Origin of the sequence: Rhizobium sp. YTUHZ044 (assembly GCF_051123975.1) — a bacterium.
In the GTDB taxonomy this organism is placed as follows: domain Bacteria; phylum Pseudomonadota; class Alphaproteobacteria; order Rhizobiales; family Rhizobiaceae; genus Rhizobium.
The window spans coordinates 4,430,740-4,449,086 of record NZ_CP101426.1 but is presented as its reverse complement, the minus strand read 5'-3'; the positions used below and the strand labels follow the sequence as shown (position 1 = coordinate 4,449,086).

General features: G+C 62.5%; 16 protein-coding genes. 13 read left to right on the top strand and 3 right to left on the bottom strand.

Annotation, left to right across the window (positions count from 1 at the left end; genetic code table 11):
• Nucleotides 1-14: 14 nt before the first annotated feature.
• Both NL154_RS21685 and NL154_RS21680 read left to right on the top strand, forming a co-directional pair.
• Complete coding sequence (locus NL154_RS21685) at nt 15-1,880, top strand: DNA polymerase III subunit gamma/tau (RefSeq protein ID WP_210629647.1); 1,866 nt, start codon at nt 15-17, stop codon at nt 1,878-1,880.
• Nucleotides 1,881-1,902: 22 nt separating this feature from the next.
• Nucleotides 1,903-2,226, top strand: a complete 324-nt coding sequence (locus tag NL154_RS21680) for a YbaB/EbfC family nucleoid-associated protein (protein WP_003571208.1) — start codon at nt 1,903-1,905, stop codon at nt 2,224-2,226.
• Between the two features lie 84 nt (nt 2,227-2,310).
• Here NL154_RS21680 and NL154_RS21675 read toward each other — a convergent pair whose 3' ends face one another.
• Nucleotides 2,311-2,928: an MOSC domain-containing protein gene (locus NL154_RS21675; RefSeq protein ID WP_434733331.1), complete on the bottom strand. Its 618-nt coding sequence runs from the start codon at nt 2,926-2,928 to the stop codon at nt 2,311-2,313.
• Between the two features lie 57 nt (nt 2,929-2,985).
• On the opposite strand from NL154_RS21675, the gene recR reads away from it, so the two are divergent.
• Together recR and NL154_RS21665 are read left to right on the top strand one after the other, a co-directional pair.
• Nucleotides 2,986-3,591: a recombination mediator RecR gene (gene recR, locus NL154_RS21670; protein ID WP_434733330.1), complete on the top strand. Its 606-nt coding sequence runs from the start codon at nt 2,986-2,988 to the stop codon at nt 3,589-3,591.
• 11 nt (nt 3,592-3,602) lie between these two features.
• Nucleotides 3,603-4,841, top strand: coding sequence for a lytic murein transglycosylase (locus tag NL154_RS21665; RefSeq protein ID WP_434733329.1), 1,239 nt, complete (start codon nt 3,603-3,605; stop codon nt 4,839-4,841).
• 6 nt (nt 4,842-4,847) lie between these two features.
• On the opposite strand, the gene NL154_RS21660 is transcribed toward NL154_RS21665, so the two are convergent.
• Both NL154_RS21660 and NL154_RS21655 read right to left on the bottom strand, forming a co-directional pair.
• A complete protein-coding gene (locus NL154_RS21660) occupies nt 4,848-5,303 on the bottom strand; it encodes a GNAT family N-acetyltransferase (protein WP_210629652.1) in 456 nt (151 codons plus the stop codon).
• An 8-nt stretch (nt 5,304-5,311) separates the two neighbouring features.
• Complete coding sequence (locus tag NL154_RS21655) at nt 5,312-6,943, bottom strand: MFS transporter (RefSeq protein ID WP_434733328.1); 1,632 nt, start codon at nt 6,941-6,943, stop codon at nt 5,312-5,314.
• Nucleotides 6,944-7,187: 244 nt separating this feature from the next.
• Here NL154_RS21655 and rimP point away from each other — a divergent pair, with 244 nt between their 5' ends.
• The 9 genes from rimP (at nt 7,188) to pnp (ending at nt 18,337) form a co-directional block, all read left to right on the top strand.
• Nucleotides 7,188-7,793: a ribosome maturation factor RimP gene (gene rimP / locus NL154_RS21650; protein WP_088396888.1), complete on the top strand. Its 606-nt coding sequence runs from the start codon at nt 7,188-7,190 to the stop codon at nt 7,791-7,793.
• A gap of 59 nt (nt 7,794-7,852) precedes the next feature.
• Entirely contained in the window at nt 7,853-9,454 is a 1,602-nt protein-coding gene (nusA, locus tag NL154_RS21645; protein WP_064693309.1) for a transcription termination factor NusA, read from the top strand.
• Nucleotides 9,451-10,143 carry an RNA-binding protein gene (locus NL154_RS21640; RefSeq protein ID WP_210629655.1) on the top strand — a complete coding sequence of 231 codons (693 nt, stop codon included), beginning with the start codon at nt 9,451-9,453 and terminating at the stop codon, nt 10,141-10,143. Before nusA ends, NL154_RS21640 begins: the two co-directional genes overlap by 4 nt.
• A 102-nt stretch (nt 10,144-10,245) precedes the next feature.
• Nucleotides 10,246-12,999, top strand: a complete 2,754-nt coding sequence (gene infB, locus NL154_RS21635; protein ID WP_210629656.1) for a translation initiation factor IF-2 — start codon at nt 10,246-10,248, stop codon at nt 12,997-12,999.
• 150 nt (nt 13,000-13,149) lie between these two features.
• Nucleotides 13,150-13,554, top strand: coding sequence for a 30S ribosome-binding factor RbfA (gene rbfA / locus NL154_RS21630; RefSeq protein ID WP_009993666.1), 405 nt, complete (start codon nt 13,150-13,152; stop codon nt 13,552-13,554).
• Nucleotides 13,555-13,566: 12 nt separating this feature from the next.
• Nucleotides 13,567-14,499 carry a tRNA pseudouridine(55) synthase TruB gene (gene truB / locus NL154_RS21625; RefSeq protein ID WP_221147660.1) on the top strand — a complete coding sequence of 311 codons (933 nt, stop codon included), beginning with the start codon at nt 13,567-13,569 and terminating at the stop codon, nt 14,497-14,499.
• A gap of 79 nt (nt 14,500-14,578) precedes the next feature.
• A complete protein-coding gene (locus NL154_RS21620) occupies nt 14,579-15,427 on the top strand; it encodes an alpha/beta fold hydrolase (RefSeq protein ID WP_210629658.1) in 849 nt (282 codons plus the stop codon).
• Nucleotides 15,428-15,578: 151 nt separating this feature from the next.
• A complete protein-coding gene (rpsO, locus tag NL154_RS21615; protein ID WP_009997779.1) occupies nt 15,579-15,848 on the top strand; it encodes a 30S ribosomal protein S15 in 270 nt (89 codons plus the stop codon).
• 350 nt (nt 15,849-16,198) lie between these two features.
• Entirely contained in the window at nt 16,199-18,337 is a 2,139-nt protein-coding gene (gene pnp / locus NL154_RS21610; RefSeq protein ID WP_011423507.1) for a polyribonucleotide nucleotidyltransferase, read from the top strand.
• Nucleotides 18,338-18,347: the final 10 nt, after the last annotated feature.

Sequence of the window (18,347 nt, the reverse complement as noted above, 5' to 3'; positions counted from 1 at the left end):
CGACAAGCAGGGCGATGAGCGATACCGAGCGACAATCAAAAGATGCCGCCTCGACGGGCACCGGGTACCGGGTGCTGGCTCGCAAATACCGCCCCAAGGATTTCACGGACCTGATGGTCGGCCAGGAGCCGATGGTCCGCACGCTCACCAACGCCTTCGAGACCGGCCGCATTGCCCAGGCCTATATGCTGACCGGCGTGCGCGGCGTCGGCAAGACGACGACGGCGCGCATCCTGGCGCGGGCGCTGAATTACAAGACGGCAGAAATCGACAAGCCGACGATCGACCTGCGTGTGCCCGGCGAACATTGCCAGGCAATCATGGAAGGCCGGCATGTCGATGTGATCGAAATGGATGCCGCTTCGCATACCGGTATCGACGATATAAGAGAAATCATAGAGCAGGTGCGCTACCGGCCGGTTTCGGCGCGCTACAAGGTCTATATCATCGACGAAGTGCACATGCTGTCGACCCAGGCCTTCAACGGCCTGTTGAAGACGTTGGAAGAGCCGCCGGAGCATGTGAAGTTCATCTTCGCCACCACCGAAATCCGCAAGGTGCCGATCACCGTGCTGTCGCGTTGCCAGCGCTTCGACCTGCGCCGCATCAGCGCGTCGGATCTCGTCGGGCTGTTTTCGACAATCGCGGCCAAGGAGGGCATTGAGGCGGAAGGCGACGCGCTGGCGATGATCGCGCGAGCCGCCGAAGGCTCTGCCCGCGACGGCCTGTCGCTGCTCGACCAGGCGATCGCCCATGGCGCAGGCGCCGTGCAGGCGGAAGCGGTGCGCGGCATGCTCGGCCTTGCCGACCGCGCCCGGATCGTCGATCTCTTTCAGCATATCATCAAAGGCGACGTGGCCGCCGCCCTCGGCGAATTCCAGAACCAGTACGAGGCCGGCGCCAATCCGGTGGTCGTACTCACCGATCTTGCCGATTTCACCCATCTGGTAACGCGACTGAAATATGTGCCGGATGCGGCAAACGACCCTTCTCTCAGCGAGATCGAGCGCACCAAGGCGGCGGAATTCGCCAAGGGTGTTGCGGTGACGACGCTGTCGCGCATCTGGCAGATGCTGCTGAAGGGCATTCCCGAAACGGAAGGCTCGTCGCGCACGGCGGGTGCCGCCGAGATGGTGCTGATCCGGCTTGCGCATGCGGCCCATCTGCCGGCGCCCGAGGATGCGGCGCGGCGGCTTACGGAGTTTTCCGGCGATAATGTCGGCCAACGGCCCTCCTCACCTTCGGGCAATGGCGGCGGCAACGGAACACGGGTTCCTTATCAGAGCAGCGTTACGGCACGGGCGACGGAGCCGACACCACGGCCGCAGCCTTCGGGGCCGACCGCGATGCTCCGCGCCGTGCCAAATCCGGAACCGCAGAATATCGGCCGCACCGAGGCCAGGCCCGCAGAGGCTCCGAAGCCGCTCGTGCGTGTCAATTCCATCGCCGACATCGTCGAGCTTGCGAGCGAGAAGCGCGACGTCAAGCTGAAGGCACTGGTGCGCAACTTCGTGCGCCCGGTCCGTCTTGAGCCGGGTCGGCTGGATGTGAACCTCACCGAAGGCGCTCCGAATACGCTGCTCAACGAGCTTGCCGTTAAGCTCAAGGAATGGACCGGCATCCACTGGATCGTCAGCACCAGCCGCGAAGAAGGCGGGCCGACGATGGTGGAGGCGGAAGCCAAGGCGCAGGAGCAGCGTGTGAGCGACGCGCGCCAGGACCCTGACGTAGCGGCAATCCTGGCGCAGTTTCCGGGCGCGAAAATCATCGACGTGCGCGTGCGGGCACCCGAACCGGAGGAGGAAGGCGAGGTCAAACCGCCGGCTGTCGCCGAATCCGAGGAAGGCGACATCCTGCCGGGCGACGACATAGAATTCTAAGGTTTCAAGAAGGAGCGAGACGATGCGCGACATCATGGGCATGATGGGCAAAGTCAAGGAAATGCAGGCCAAGATGGAGCAGATGCAGGCGGAAATCGCCGAGCTCACGGCCGAAGGCAAGGCGGGCGGCGGCCTCGTCACCGTCATCATCTCCGGCAAGGGCGAACTCAAGAGCCTGAAGATCGACCCGTCGCTGTTCAAGGAGGACGACGTCGAGATCCTCGAGGATCTGATCGTCGCCGCTCATAAGGACGCCAAGGACAAGGCCGAGGCGCTCGCCGCCGAAAAGACAAAGGCGCTGACCGCCGGTCTGCCGATCCCGCCCGGCTTCAAGCTGCCATTCTGATAGCAGGCAATTGGTCTTCATATTGACTGTGGTTCCAATAGCCGATGCGGCTATCGAGCCGGCGATGCCTACAGAACGCCGCTCTTAACGCTGTGCTTCCAGCATCGCCCGCAGCTTGCAGTGAATGGGGGCGGCGAGATATCGCGACCGGTCCGCCTCCGAAAGCTGCCGGCCGAATGTTCTCATCAGCTCCGGCATCGTCACCTTATTGCCTGAAAAGGGCTGATGCTCGACCGCCGTTCCGACCTCGGCCACACCGCGCCTGATGACACGAGAGTAAATGCCGGGACGGGCGGCATCGGTGTAGCGTTTGACGAATTTCGGATCGTGCATCCTGGCGGCGAAGGTGGCGCAGGGAATGCGGCATGCGGTGACTTCGAGGATGAGATCGCCTGATACGAACCGGTCGCCGACGGCAACGTCGCGATTGTCGAGACCGGAGATGACCATGTTTTCGCCGAAGGTGCCGGGCTCGTAAGACCGGCCTAACTCCTCGCTCCACCAGTCGAGCGTCAGCGATCCCTCGATATAAACCGCCTGATCGACACCGCCATGGTGTTTGCGGTTGCAGATGGCATCGCCGACCACCCCCTCGGCGTCGATCATCACCGCGCCGTTGACGGGCCGTTTGAAGATACCGGTCTTGTAGCTCTTGCCGGCCAGCCTCTCCGGATTGCCGATACAAAGCGCCAGAATTTTCATGGGGCAGCCGATCCTTCCGCGATTCCGTTTTCGTTCCATATCAGTTAAGAACAGCGCATGGCAAAACGAGTCACCGGCCCCGAAATCGAAAAACTCATCCAGCTTCTGGCGAAGGTGCCGGGCCTCGGGCCGCGCTCGGCCCGCCGGGCGGCGCTGCATCTGATCAAGAAGAAGGACCAGTTGCTCGGGCCGCTGTCGAACGCGATGGGCGAAGCCTATAACAGGGTGAAGATCTGCTCGCGCTGTGGCAACGTCGATACGTTCGACCCCTGCACCGTCTGCACCGACACGCAGCGCGATCAATCCGTCATCATCGTCGTCGAAGACGTATCCGATCTCTGGGCGCTGGAGCGGGCGGGGGCGATGAACGCCGCCTATCACGTGCTCGGCGGCACGCTGTCGCCGCTCGACGGGATCGGGCCCGACGACCTCAACATTCGCGGGCTGGTCGCCCGGATCGGCGAAGGCGGCATTCGCGAACTGATCATCGCCGTCAACGCCACCGTCGAGGGGCAAACGACGGCGCATTACATCACCGACCAGTTGCAGGGACTCGAGGTGAAGATCACGCGGCTGGCGCATGGCGTGCCGGTTGGCGGCGAGCTCGACTATCTCGATGAGGGCACGCTGGCGGCGGCGCTGCGGGCGCGGACGGTGATGTGAGGGGTTTGTCCATGCTTCGAATATTCGCGCTCGCCGTAACAGCCGCGCTTCTTCCCCTCCCTTCCCACGCGGCCCCTTCCAAAGCCGATGTCGAGGCGCAGTTCGAAAACTGGGTGCAGAAGGACCTCTGGCCGGAAGCAAAGACAGGCGGCATTTCCGAGAAGACCTTCCGGGCCGCCTTCTCCGGCGTCACGCTGAACTGGAACCTGCCCGATCTCGCCCCGCCCGGCTTCCCGTCGCCGAAGGAGCAGAAGCAGACGCAGGCCGAATTTTCCTCGCCCGGTCCCTATTTCAACGAGGACCGGCTGAAGAGGCTTGCCGTAACGGGACGCGGCTTTGCCGCGCAATATGGCTCGACGCTGAAGCGGATCGAGAAGACCTATGGCGTGCCGGGCTCGATCGTGCTTGCCATCTGGGGCCGGGAGACGGGCTTCGGGGCCGCGAAGATCCCGAATTCGGCGATCGAGGTACTGGCGACCAAGGCCTTCATGTCGTCGCGCAAGGAGATGTTCCGTACCGAGCTGCTGGCGGCACTGCACATTCTCGACGGCGGCGACGTCACACCCGTCGATTTCAAGAGCTCATGGGCCGGCGCGCTCGGCCAGCCGCAATTCATGCCGACGAGTTATCTGAAATATGCGGTGGATTTCGACGGCGACGGCCACCGCAACATCTGGACCTCGGTGCCGGATACGCTCGCCTCGATCGCCAACTATCTGGTCAAGAAGGGCTGGCAGCGCGATCGTGACTGGGGCTTCGAGGTATCGATACCCGAAGCGGTCTCCTGCGCGCAGGAGGGGCCTGATCTCGCAAAGCCGCTTTCGCACTGGGCCTCGCTCGGCATTGAGCGCATCTCCGGCAAGGCCTTTCCCTCAGGTGAGATGAAGGCTCAAGGGATGATGCTGGTGCCGGCCGGCCGCGACGGTCCGGAATTCATCGTCACGCCGAATTTCTACATCATCAAGGAGTATAACAACTCCGACCTCTACGCGCTCTATATCGGCAATCTCGCCGACCGCATCGCCTCGAACGGCGGCACCTTCGAGGGCGAATGGGGCGATGTCGGCAAGATGCTGCGTTCGGATGTCGCCGCCATGCAGAAGGCGCTGGAGCGCCAGGGTTATGACGTCGGCGGTTCCGACGGATTGCCGGGCTACAAGACGCGGCGCTCGATCGGCCAGTGGCAGGAGAAGAACGGCATGAAGCCGACATGTTTTCCCGAAGCCAGCATGAAGGGCAAGCTGAAGTAGCCGGCTTCACAGGCTGCGCTTCATGCCCATATGGCTGGCGACGAAGCCGAGCTTCTCGTAGAAGCGGATCGAGTCTTTCCGCGTTTTGTCCGATGTCAGCTGCACGAGGCCGCAGCCGCGCTCGACGCATTGGGCGACCGCCCATTCGATGAACTGCGCGCCGAGACCCGAACCGCGAAGCTCTCTTGCGACACGGACGCTTTCGATCTGACCGCGCCACATGCCGGTCCGGGAGAGGCCGGGAAGAAAGCTCAGCTGCAGGCAACCGACGACCTGGTCGGAGGCGTCGGTTGCGACAGCCAGCAGCTGGTTGGCATCCGCCTCGATCGCCGCGAAAGCCGAGAGATAACGCGCGTCAACGGGATCGGAGACAATTTCTCTGGCGGCGCCGAGATCGTCATCGGCGAGAAGCCGGACGATGGCGGCGAGATCGGATCGGTGGGCAATCCTGAAACTGTGCATGGCTGGTCTCAATGATGCAGATCGATCGGCGCCTTGTGGAAGACATCGTCGTCTGGCGGGATGGCCTGGCGCTCGATCATGCGGTGGACATGGGGCGGGCCTTCGCCGCGGTGGAGCGCGCGCAGCCGGTCGATGTTTTCGGCGTCGGCCTGCGTGCGCCGCTGGTTGTGTCTTATATATTCGACCCAGGTCGGCGTATGGTAGGTCTCGGTCCACAGCCCGGGATTTTCGAGATCGCGCATCAGCGCCCAGTTGCGCGCGCCGTCCCGGATGCGGATGCGGCGGCGCTCGCCCATCAGCGCCATGAATTCCGCCAGGTCGTCGTCGGCGATCTGGTAGTCGACCTGAATGACGATCGGGCCGCTGCGCGGGGTGATGTCGAGGCTCAAGGCCGGCGCAGTGAAGCGGTTTAAGGGATCGAGATTGAGCGAGGCGAAGGCCGGCATGGAAAAGCGCAGGCCGATCGCAATGCCGAGCAGCATGACAACAGATGACATCAGCAGCGCATCGGCGACCCCATAGCGATCGGCGGCGACACCCCAGAGCCAGCTGCCGCCGGCGATGCCGCCGAAGGTGACGGTCTGGTAGAGCGACAGCGCGCGGCCGACCACCCAGCGCGGCGTCGACAGCTGCACGATGGTGTTGAAGAGCGACAACGCCGAGACCCAGCAGGCGCCGGAGACGAGCAAGCCGGCGGAGGTCAGCACGGCGCTCGGACTGTAGGCGGCGATGACGGCACTCAGCGCGAAACCGGCAAAGGCCAGGCGGATGATCGTCTCGCTGGACAGCGCCTGGCGAATTCTCGCACTCAGCACCGCACCGCCGATCGCACCGATGCCGAAGGCGCCGAGCATGAAGCCATAGGTCAGCGGACCGCCGGCAACGAGATCGAGGGCGACGACCGGCAGCAGCGCCAGGATCGAGCTCGCGCCGATGCCGAAAACCAGCCCTCGCACGAGGACCTTTTCAAGATTGGGCGACATCGAGACATAACGCAGGCCGGCGAAGATGGCGCTGCCGAGCGCTTCGCGCGGCAGGGTGGAGACGGGCGTGCTCGGGCGCCAGCGCAGCAGGGCGCAGATCAGGGCGAGGTAACTTGCGGTGTTAACCGCAAAGGCCGCGGCGGCACCCGCTGCCGCCACAATGACGCCGCCGATCGCCGGGCCGACGCTGCGGGTGATGTTGAAGCCCATGCTGTTCAGCGTGACGGCGCCGGGCAGATCGGCGCGCGGCACCATATCGCCGACGGAGGCCTGCCAGGAGGGGTTGTTGAGCGCCGTGCCGCAGCCGATCAGGAAGGTGAAGAAGAGCAGCAGCCAGGGCGTGACCCAACCAAGAAGGGCCGACGCCGTCAGCAACGCCGAAACCGTCAGCATCATGCACTGCGCCGTCAGCATAACCCGGCGGCGATCAAAATTATCGGCCAACGCCCCCGATATCAGTGAAAACAGCATGATCGGCAGCGCTGTCGAGGTCTGCACCAGCGCGACCATGTCCTCCGAGGCGGTAATCGTCGTCATCATCCAGGCGGCACCCACCGCCTGGATCAGGCCGCCGAAATTCGAGGAAAGGCTGGCGAACCAGATGGTGCGGTAGGTATCGTGCCGCAAGGGCGCCAGTGTCGACGATGTATAGCCCACGATGTCTCCCGCTTTTGTTATTGTGTGCCAACGGCAATATATGCGGAAGACGATCGCTGGCCATAGGTCCGTTCTCCTCGCCCGGCATGAATTGGCGGAATCGCTCTCAGACCTTGCAATTCCGGAAAAACCCGACTATATGGCTCTCAAATTCTTGATCGCTTGATGAAGAGTGGGCCGCAAGGACCCGCTCTTTTTTATTAGCTCGATCGCCTGAACAGCTTGAAATTGCGAGGAGCGCCGCTTGTCGGACATGACAAACGCAGACAACGAACTTGAGCCGCGGCTGATTACCGAAACCGGGCTCGACCAGCGTCTTGCCGATATCATCGAACCGGTTCTCGTCGGCATGGGCTTCCGGCTGATCCGCGTGCGCATGCTGAACCAGAACGGCGCCACGATGCAGGTGATGGCCGAGCGCAATGACGGCACGATGACGGTTCAGGACTGCGAAGAAGTCTCGATGGCGATTTCTCCCGTCCTCGATGTGGAAGATCCGATCGATAAAGAGTATCATCTCGAGGTGTCTTCGCCCGGCATCGACCGTCCGATGGTGCGGAAATCCGATTTCGTCCGCTGGCAGGGCCACCTTGTAAAGTGCGAAACGTCGATCATGATCGGCAACCGCAAACGCTTCCGCGGCAAGATCGTCGAAGCAGACGCCGATGGATTCACGCTCGAGCGTGACCAGGTCGCCTATGGGGAAGAGCAGAAGGTCGTCATTCCCTTCACGGCGCTTAGCGATGCGAAGCTCATTCTGACCGACGATCTGATCCGCGATGCGTTGCGCGCCGACAAGCTGGCGAAAGCGCAGGCCGCGAACCAGAACGAAGCAGACGACCAGGAATAACCGATCAACAGACCGCTACAGGGACGGGAACCCTGGAGTAAAGACGGAGAAACAAGACAATGGCAGTCAGTGCGAACCGGCTCGAACTTCTGCAGATCGCAGATGCAGTGGCGCGCGAAAAAGTCATCGACCGGGAGATCGTGCTTGCCGCAATGGCCGATGCCATCCAAAAGGCGGCGCGCTCCCGTTACGGCACCGAATCCAACATCCGGGCCGACATCAATCCGAAGACCGGTGAAATCCGTCTGCAGCGTCTGCTCGAAGTGGTCGACAAGGCCGAGGATTATTCGACGCAGATCCCGCTGGAGCTTGCCCGCGACCGCAATCCGGACGCAGCCCTTGGCGATTTCATCGCCGATCCGCTGCCGCCGATGGATTTCGGCCGCATCGCCGCACAGTCCGCCAAGCAGGTGATCGTGCAGAAGGTGCGTGAAGCCGAGCGCGACCGCCAGTTCGACGAATTCAAGGATCGCGTCGGCGAAATCGTCAACGGCACCGTCAAGCGCGTCGAATACGGCAACGTCATCGTCGATCTCGGCCGTGGTGAAGGCATCATCCGCCGCGACGAAATGATCCCGCGCGAGAACGTGCGCTATGGCGATCGCGTCCGTGCATACGTATATGATGTCCGTCGGGAGCAGCGCGGTCCGCAGATTTTCCTGTCGCGCACACATCCGCAGTTCATGGTGAAGCTCTTCACCATGGAAGTGCCTGAGATCTACGACGGCATCATCCAGGTGAAGTCGGTCGCCCGCGATCCGGGTTCGCGCGCCAAGATCGCGGTGATCTCGAACGACAGCTCGATCGATCCGGTCGGCGCCTGCGTCGGTATGCGCGGCTCGCGCGTCCAGGCCGTCGTCGGCGAACTCCAGGGTGAGAAGATCGACATCATCCCCTGGAGCCAGGACCCGGCGACCTTCGTCGTCAACGCCCTGCAGCCGGCGGAAGTGGCCAAGGTCGTTCTCGACGAGGACGCCGAGCGCATCGAAGTCGTCGTTCCCGACGAGCAGCTGTCGCTTGCGATCGGCCGCCGCGGCCAGAACGTCCGCCTCGCTTCGCAGCTGACCGGCTGGGATATCGATATCATGACGGAGGCCGAGGAATCGGAACGCCGTCAGAAGGAATTCAACGAGCGCACCAACCTGTTCATGGATTCGCTCGACGTCGACGAGATGGTCGGCCAGGTTCTGGCGTCGGAAGGCTTTGCCGCCGTCGAAGAACTTGCCTATGTCGATCTCGACGAAATCTCCTCGATCGACGGTTTCGACGAAGAGACGGCGCAGGAAATCCAGCAGCGCGCCCGCGAATTCCTCGAGCGTCTCGAAGCCGAGATGGACGAGAAGCGCAAGGCGCTCGGCGTTGAGGACGAGCTGCGCCAGATCGACGGCATGACCGCCCAGATGATGGTGGCGCTCGGCGAGGACGGCATCAAGACGATCGAGGACTTTGCCGGTTGTGCGGCCGATGACCTCGTCGGCTGGACGGAACGCAAGAACGGCGAAACGAAAAAATTCGAAGGACTGTTCTCGAAGTTCGACGTCTCGCGTGTCGAGGCCGAGCAGATGATCGTGCAGGCCCGCCTCGCGGCCGGCTGGATCACCGAAGAGGACCTGGCGAAGGGGACCGAGGAAGAGGTCACCGAAGCCGAACAGGAAGCATGATGACCGCGCATGAGCCGAACGTTCTTCCTGAGGACGACGATCTTGCAGGGTATGACGTGAACGGACGCATGTGCATCGTGACGCGCGAAAGCGGATCGCCGGAAGAGCTGATCCGCTTCGTCGCGGCTCCCGACGGAACCGTCGTCGCCGACCTGAAGCGCGAGCTTCCGGGGCGCGGCTGCTGGGTGAAGGCCGACCGGTCGCTGGTCGACAGGGCGGTGGCGAAAAAGCTGTTCGCCCGGGCGCTGAAAACGGAAGTGAAGGCAGCAGACGATCTCGGCGCGAGCGTCGACCGGCTGCTGGCGGCGCAAGTGATGCAGATGATGAACATGGCGCGCAAGGCCGGCCAGTTCGTCAGCGGCGCCTCGAAAGTGGATGCCGCAGTCAGAAGTGGAGCAGCCCTTGCGGTGTTTCACGCCACTGACGCAGCGGATGATGGAGTGCGAAAAATCGACCAGGCCCGCAAGGCCTGGCACCTCGGAATGGAGACCGAGGAGGAGATACCTTCCTACCGTTTCTTCTCGGAGAGCGAAATGGAAGGCCTGATGGGCCAGAATGCTTTTATCCATGCCGCAGTGCTTGCAGGGCAGGCGGGTGAGGGTGTAGTGAAGCGCGCAAAGATGCTCGAACAGTACCGTATTGGCGGTCAGTCCCGGGCAGCGGGCGGCGCTGGCCGGCAACAACAATGAGGCGGTCACCGGCATCGGCCGGTCTCATTCTCATTGATCGACAGTATTTGAACGACAGGGTCTGATCTAGTCATCGCTCCCTGTCCGAAGGAACGGGAACGAATGACCGATAGTAACGACGACAAGACACTCAGCGTAACGGGCAAGAAGACGCTCACCCTGAAACCATCGGGGATGAGCCAGGGCACCGTTCGCCAGGATATGGGTCGGGGTCGCACCAAGGCGGTCGTGGTCGAGACCCGCAAGCGGCGCCCGATGCGCCCGGAAGACGAAAAGCCGATCACGCCTGCAGCCCCCGCAGCTCCGGTTCGCGCAGCCGAACCGGCGCCGGCACCTGCTCAGGCGCGTCCGCAGCAGTCGACGCCGGCACCGCGGATTCATCAGCCCGGCGGCAGCCAAGCCAACCAGCGTCCGCAGCAGTCCTATCAGCAGCCGCGTCCGAACGATCGCCCGCGCCCTGTCGTGCTGAACCATCTGTCGCCTGAGGAAATGGATGCGCGCCGCCGTGCGCTCGCCGAATCTCAGGCGCGTGACGCCCAAGATGCGATCCGCCGCGCCGAGGAAGAAAAGCGCCGCGCCGCCGAAGAGGCTGTCCGCAAGGCAGCTGAAGCGGAGGAAGCCGCACGCAGAGCCGTCGAAGAGGCAGCCCTGCAGGCCGAAGCGGCCGCCGCTGCCGCCGCCGAACCGGTAGCCGCTGCTGCAGCGCCGGCTCCCGCTACGGCCGAGGCTCGCCCGAACACGACCCCGCGCCCGGCAGCACCCGCGCCGGCAGCACGCCGGCCCGATGCCGACGGAGCAGCCGCTCGCCCGGCGCCCGGCGCGCCAGCTGGCGTGCGCGGCCGTCGCAATGACGGCGACGATGACGACCGTGGCGCTTCGCGCAGCGGTCCGGCGCGCGGCCGCGTCGTTCGCCCCGAACCTGCAAAACCGGTGACGACCCGTCCGAAAACGGATGAGGAGCGCCGTCGCGGCAAGCTGACGATCACCACCGCCGACGTCGACGGTGAGGACGCCGGCCGCAGCCGTTCGCTTTCGGCGATGCGCCGCCGGCAGGAGAAGTTCCGCCGCAGCCAGATGCAGGAGACTCGCGAGAAGATTTCCCGCGAAGTCGTCCTGCCGGAGACCATCACCATTCAGGAACTGTCGCAGCGCATGTCCGAACGCGCCGTCGACGTCATCAAGTACCTGATGAAGGAAGGCCAGATGATGAAGCCGGGCGACGTCATCGACGCCGACCTTGCCGAACTCATCGCCGGCGAATTCGGCCATACCGTCAAGCGTGTCTCTGAATCCGACGTCGAACTCGGCATCTTTGACATCGCCGATGTCGAAGGCGACCGCGTTTCGCGTCCGCCCGTCGTCACCATCATGGGCCACGTCGACCACGGCAAGACCTCGCTGCTCGACGCCATCCGCCATGCCAACGTGGTTGCCGGCGAAGCCGGCGGCATCACGCAGCACATCGGCGCCTATCAGGTGGAACAGAACGGCCAGAAGATCACCTTCATCGACACCCCCGGCCACGCCGCCTTCACGGCGATGCGTGCCCGCGGCGCGCAGGCGACCGACATCGCGATCCTGGTCGTGGCAGCCGACGACAGCGTCATGCCGCAGACGATCGAATCGATCAATCACGCCAAGGCGGCCGGTGTTCCGATCATCGTGGCGATCAACAAGATCGACAAGCACGAAGCCGATCCGCAGAAGGTGCGCAACCAGCTTCTGCAGCACGAAGTCTTCGTGGAATCGATGGGCGGTGAAACGCTTGACGTCGAAGTGTCGGCCAAGACAGGCAAGAACCTCGACAAGCTGCTCGAAGCCGTTCTGCTGCAGGCGGAAATCCTTGACCTCAAGGCCAATCCGAACCGCACCGCGGAAGGTACCGTCATCGAAGCTCAGCTCGACCGCGGCCGCGGCTCGGTTGCCACGGTTCTCGTTCAGAACGGTACGCTGAAGCCGGGCCAGATCATCGTCGCAGGCGATGTCTGGGGCCGTGTGCGCGCGCTCGTCAACGACAAGGGCGAGCATATGAAGGAAGCACCGCCGGCGATGCCCGTCGAAGTGCTTGGCCTTTCCGGCACGCCGCAGGCGGGTGACAAGTTCGCCGTCGTCGAGAGCGAAAGCCGCGCCCGCGAAATCTCGGAATACCGTCAGCGTCTTGCCCGCGACAAGGCGGCTGCCCGCCAGTCGGGACAGCGCGGTTCGCTGGAACAGATGATGACGCAGATGCAGAGCACCGGCATCAAGGAGTTCCCGCTCGTCATCAAGGGCGACGTGCAGGGTTCGATCGAAGCGATTGCCGGCGCGCTGGAAAAGCTCGGCACCGACGAGGTCCGTGCCCGCATCGTCCATTCGGGCGCAGGCGGCATCACCGAGTCGGATATTTCGCTCGCCGAAGCCTCGAACGCGGCCATCATCGGCTTCAACGTTCGCGCCAATGCGCAGGCACGCCAGTTCGCCGAACGCCAGGGCATCGAGATCCGCTACTACAACATCATCTACGACCTCGTGGATGACGTGAAGGCAGCGATGTCGGGCCTCCTGTCTCCGGAACGGCGCGAGACCTTTATCGGCAATGCCGAAATCCTGGAGGTGTTCAACATCACCAAGGTCGGCAAGGTGGCCGGTTGCCGCGTTGTCGAAGGCAAGGTCGAGCGCGGGGCGGGTGTGCGCCTCATCCGCAACGACGTCGTCGTTCACGAAGGCAAGCTCAAGACCCTCAAGCGCTTCAAGGACGAAGTCTCCGAAGTGCCGATGGGCCAGGAGTGCGGCATGGCCTTCGAAAACTACGAAGACATGCGCGTCGGCGACGTCATCGAGTGCTTCCGCGTCGAACATATCACACGCACGCTCTGATCCTCGGCGTTACAGCAGCTTGACAAAAGCCATCCGCTCTCCGGCGGGTGGCTTTTCTATCTGCCGGCTTGACCTTTTCGGCCAAAAGAGTCATGGACGCTCTCCTTTGACGGGTTCGATTCCCAGCCGCATCGGCAAACAGAGATAACAATGACCAGACCAACATCCTCCGCGCCTTCGCAGCGCATGCTGCGCGTTGGCGAACAAGTCCGCGCCGCGATCACCCAGGTGCTGCAGCGCGGTGAAGTGCGTGACGACATCATCGAGGCGACCGTGATTTCGATCTCCGAAGTGCGCATGTCGCCCGATCTCAAGATCGCCACGGCTTATGTGACGCCGCTCGGCGTTTCCGACCACAGCATCGTCATCGAGGCGTTGAACCGCCATGCGAAGTTCATCCGCGGCCGGCTCGGGCCCCAGCTTCGGCAGATGAAATACATGCCGGAGGTGCGCTTCCGCGACGACACCAGCTTCGACAATTACAAGAAGATCGACGAGCTGCTGCGTTCGCCCGAGGTGAGCCGAGATCTCGATGGCGACAACGACGAACAGTAACAGAAGAGACTGATGTCCAAACCACGCAAACCCAAGGGCCGACCGATTTCCGGCTGGCTGATTCTCGACAAGCCGGTGGATTTCGGCTCGACGGAAGCCGTTTCCAAGATCAAGTGGCTCTATAAGGCGCAGAAGGCCGGCCATGCCGGCACGCTCGATCCGCTGGCCTCCGGCATGCTGCCGATCGCGCTCGGCGATGCAACCAAGACCGTTCCCTATGTGATGGACGGCCGGAAGATCTATGAATTCACGGTGAGCTGGGGCGAGGAGCGCGCCACCGACGATCTCGAAGGCGAGGTCACTGAGAGTTCGAACAAGCGGCCGAGCGAACAGCAGATTCGCGATATCCTGCCCAAATATATCGGCACCATCAGCCAGGTGCCGCCGCAGTTTTCCGCCATCAAGATAGCGGGAGAACGCGCCTACGACCTGGCGCGCGACGGCGAAGCCGTCGAGATCCCCTCGCGGGAAGTGGAAATCTTCCGGCTGACCCTGCTTGCCTGCCCGGACGCCAATACCGCGCATTTCGAAGTGGAATGCGGCAAGGGCACCTATGTCAGGGCGCTTGCCCGCGATTTTGGCCGCGAACTCGGCTGCTACGGACATATATCAGGGCTGCGGCGCACTTTTGTCGCGCCCTTTTCGGAAGAGGTCATGGTTCCGCTCGCAAACCTCGTGGCGCTGGAATCGATCGAGGATATGGATGAGCGGCTCGCCGCCCTCGATGCGCTGCTGATCGACACCTGCGAAGCATTGTCGGCCCTGCCCCATCTCGTCATCAACGACGACCAGGCGCACCGGCTGAAGATGGGTAATCCGATCCTGGTGCGCGGCCGCGATGCGCCGATTGCCGAAAGCGAAGCCTATGCGACGGCACGCGGCAGGCTGATCGCGATCGGCGAAATCGGCCAGGGCGAGTTTCGACCGAAGCGGGTTTTCGCCTGAATCCGTACCACTGACGATTGTCAGGCGGTAGCGATACGATATCCTTGCCCTTGGGCCATGGTGGCTCGAGGGGAAAACCATGCGTAGAATCGCGAAAGTACTGACGTTCTTTTCGTTGTTCCTGATCGTTGCCGGCGCCCAAGCCACCGAACGATGGGCCGAGCTTCCCGCCTTTCCTTCAATGCCCACGCCGAAGACGAGCGGCATGGCTGATGTGAACGACATCAAGATGTATTACGCCGAATATGGTGAAGGCGATCCGATCCTCTTCATCCATGGCGGTCTTGGAAATGCCGACGTCTGGGGTCATCAGGTCGCGGAGTTTGCTCGGGATCATCTGGTCATCGTCGCCGACAGCCGCGGTCACGGCCGGTCGACACGTAGCGGGCAGGCTTTCGGCTACGATCTGATGACCTCGGACTACGTTGCCCTTCTCGACTATCTGAAGATCGACAAGGTGACGCTCGTGGGATGGTCGGACGGCGGCATCATCGGCATCGACATGGCGATGAACCATCCGGAAAAGCTGACCCGCGTTATCGCTCAGGCGGCCAACGTCACGACGGACGGCGTTAAGGGCGACGTTTTGGAGAACAAGACCTTCAGCCACTATATCGAGGTTGCCGGTGACCAGTACAGAAAGCTTTCGCCGACGCCGACCGAATACGAGGCCTTCGTCACCCAGATCTCTCAGATGTGGGCGACGCAGCCGAACTGGACGGCGGCGGACCTTGGAAAGATCACCGTACCCGTCACGCTTGCGATCGGCGATCACGATGAAGCCGTCAAGCTCGACCATACGGAGATGATGGCAAAGGAGATCCCGGGCGCAAAACTTGTCATCCTCAAGGATGCCAGCCATTTCGCCATGCTGCAGGATCCCGGCGGTTATGATGCGATGATCCGGGACGCCATGGCCGGCCGTTGAAAGCGGCTGCGGGAGCCCCCTCTTTCCATCGCTGCATATTTGGTTTATAGGCAGCGCCAGCGTCAGGTCCGCCTGCTCGCATTCACGGCCAAAGCTGGACGACATCCCGGCTTTTGGCGACGTCTTCTCCTCTCATAGAAAGGAACGTCCGATGTCGATCACTGCTGAGCGCAAGGCTGCGCTGATCAAGGAATACGCAACCGCCGAAGGCGATACCGGTTCTCCGGAAGTCCAGGTCGCGATCCTGACCGAGCGCATCAACAACCTGACCGAACACTTCAAAGACCACAAGAAGGATAACCATTCCCGCCGTGGCCTGCTGACGATGGTTTCGAGCCGCCGCTCGCTTCTTGATTATCTCAAGAAGAAGGATGAAGGCCGCTATTCCAAGCTGATCAACAGCCTGGGTATCCGCCGCTAAAATTATCCGGCGGGCGCTTTTAAGCGTCCGCCGGATCTGTTTCGGGACGACGCTCCCGATGAAATGTTCCGCCCGCGCCCTATCTCATGCGGTGGAACGACCGGCAGACCCGGATGGGCCGGTTCTGCCAAACCAACCGCTGACCTGTCATGGGGCAGGATTGCCGGATGCTTTCGGCCAAAGCTCTCCAAGGCTTTGGCCCAAGTTTCTCAGGAACTCTCACGTTCGAGAAACTGCCGATGAAAAGCCTCCCGTTGTCTTGCCCGTGATACGTCACATTGATTGCGGTCGACTGTGCGCTGCGCCCTGAAATCGGCGATGGCGCGTGCTCCCGCATTGAAGGACAAGATATGTTTGATACACACACAGTGGAAATCGAGTGGGCCGGCCGCCCGCTGAAGCTCGAAACCGGCAAGATCGCCCGTCAGGCCGACGGTGCGGTTCTCGCCACTTACGGCGAGACCGTCGTTCTTGCCACCGTCGTCTCTGCCAAGGCGCCGAAGCCCGGGCAGGACTTCTTTCCGCTCACCGTCAACTACCAGGAAAAGACCTATGCAGCCGGCAAGATCCCCGGCGGCTATTTCAAGCGTGAAGGCCGTCCGAGCGAAAACGAGACTCTCGTTTCCCGCCTGATCGACCGCCCGATCCGCCCGCTCTTCCCGGAAGGCTACAAGAACGACACCCAGGTCGTCGTCACCGTCGTCCAGCACGACCTTGAAAACAATCCTGACATCCTGTCCATGATCGCCTCTTCGGCGGCGCTGACGCTTTCCGGCGTTCCCTTCATGGGCCCGGTCGGCGGCGCGCGCGTCGGCTACATCAACGGCGAATATGTTCTCAACCCGCATCTCGACGAGATGGATGAGTCGAGCCTCGACCTCGTCGTCGCCGGCACCTACGACGCCGTGCTGATGGTCGAGTCCGAAGCCAAGGAACTGCCCGAAGACGTCATGCTCGGCGCCGTCATGTTCGGCCACAAAGGCTTCCAGCCGGTTCTCGACGCGATCATCAAGCTCGCCGAAGTCGCCGCCAAGGAGCCGCGCGACTTCCAACCGGAAGACTATTCCGAGCTCGAAGGCGAGATGCTGAAGCATTTCGAAGCAGAACTGCGCGAAGCTTACAAGATCACCCAGAAGGCTGACCGCTACGCCGCCGTCGACGCCGTCAAGGCAAAGGTCAAGGCGCATTTCCTCCCCGAGGAAGGCGAAGCCAAGTATACGGCCGAAGAAGTCGGCGCGATCTTCAAGCACCTGCAGGCCAAGATCGTCCGTTGGAACATCCTCGACACCAAGAGCCGCATCGACGGCCGCGACCTTGAAACTGTTCGTCCGATCGTTTCGGAAGTCGGCCTTCTGCCGCGCACGCATGGCTCGGCGCTCTTCACGCGCGGCGAAACGCAGGCGATCGTGGTTGCCACGCTCGGCACTGGAGAAGACGAGCAGTATGTCGACAGCCTGACCGGCATGTACAAGGAGCGCTTCCTGCTCCATTACAACTTCCCTCCCTTCTCGGTTGGTGAGACCGGCCGCATGGGGTCCCCGGGTCGCCGCGAGATCGGCCACGGCAAGCTCGCATGGCGTGCGATTCGTCCGATGCTGCCGTCGGCGGAGCAGTTCCCCTACACGCTGCGAGTCGTTTCCGAGATCACCGAATCCAACGGCTCGTCCTCGATGGCAACCGTCTGCGGCACGTCGCTGGCGTTGATGGATGCCGGTGTCCCGCTGGCGAAGCCGGTCGCTGGTATCGCCATGGGCCTGATCCTGGAAGGCGATCGCTTCGCCGTCCTCTCCGATATCCTCGGTGATGAAGATCATCTCGGCGACATGGACTTCAAGGTTGCCGGTACGGCCGATGGCATCACTTCGCTGCAGATGGACATCAAGATCGCCGGTATCACCGAGGAGATCATGAAGGTCGCTCTCGGCCAGGCCAAGGGCGGTCGCGCCCATATCCTCGGCGAAATGGCCAAGGCCATCACCGAAAGCCGCGGCCAGCTCGGCGAATTCGCTCCGCGCATCGAAGTGATGAACATCCCGGTCGACAAGATCCGCGAAGTCATCGGCTCCGGCGGCAAGGTCATCCGCGAAATCGTCGAAAAGACCGGCGCGAAGATCAACATCGAGGACGACGGCACCGTCAAGATCGCCTCCTCTTCCGGCAAGGAAATCGAGGCGGCGCGCAAGTGGATCCACTCGATCGTCGCCGAGCCTGAAATCGGCCAGATCTATGAGGGCACTGTCGTCAAGACCGCCGACTTCGGCGCCTTCGTCAACTTCTTCGGCGCCCGCGACGGCCTCGTTCATATTTCGCAGCTCGCTTCCGAGCGCGTCGCCAAGACGACTGACGTCGTCAAGGAAGGCGACAAGGTCTGGGTCAAGCTGCTCGGCTTCGACGAACGCGGCAAGGTTCGTCTGTCGATGAAGGTTGTCGACCAGGCCACCGGCCAGGAGATCCCGAACGAGAAGAAGAAGGAAGAAGCGGCCGAATAAGCCGCCTCCG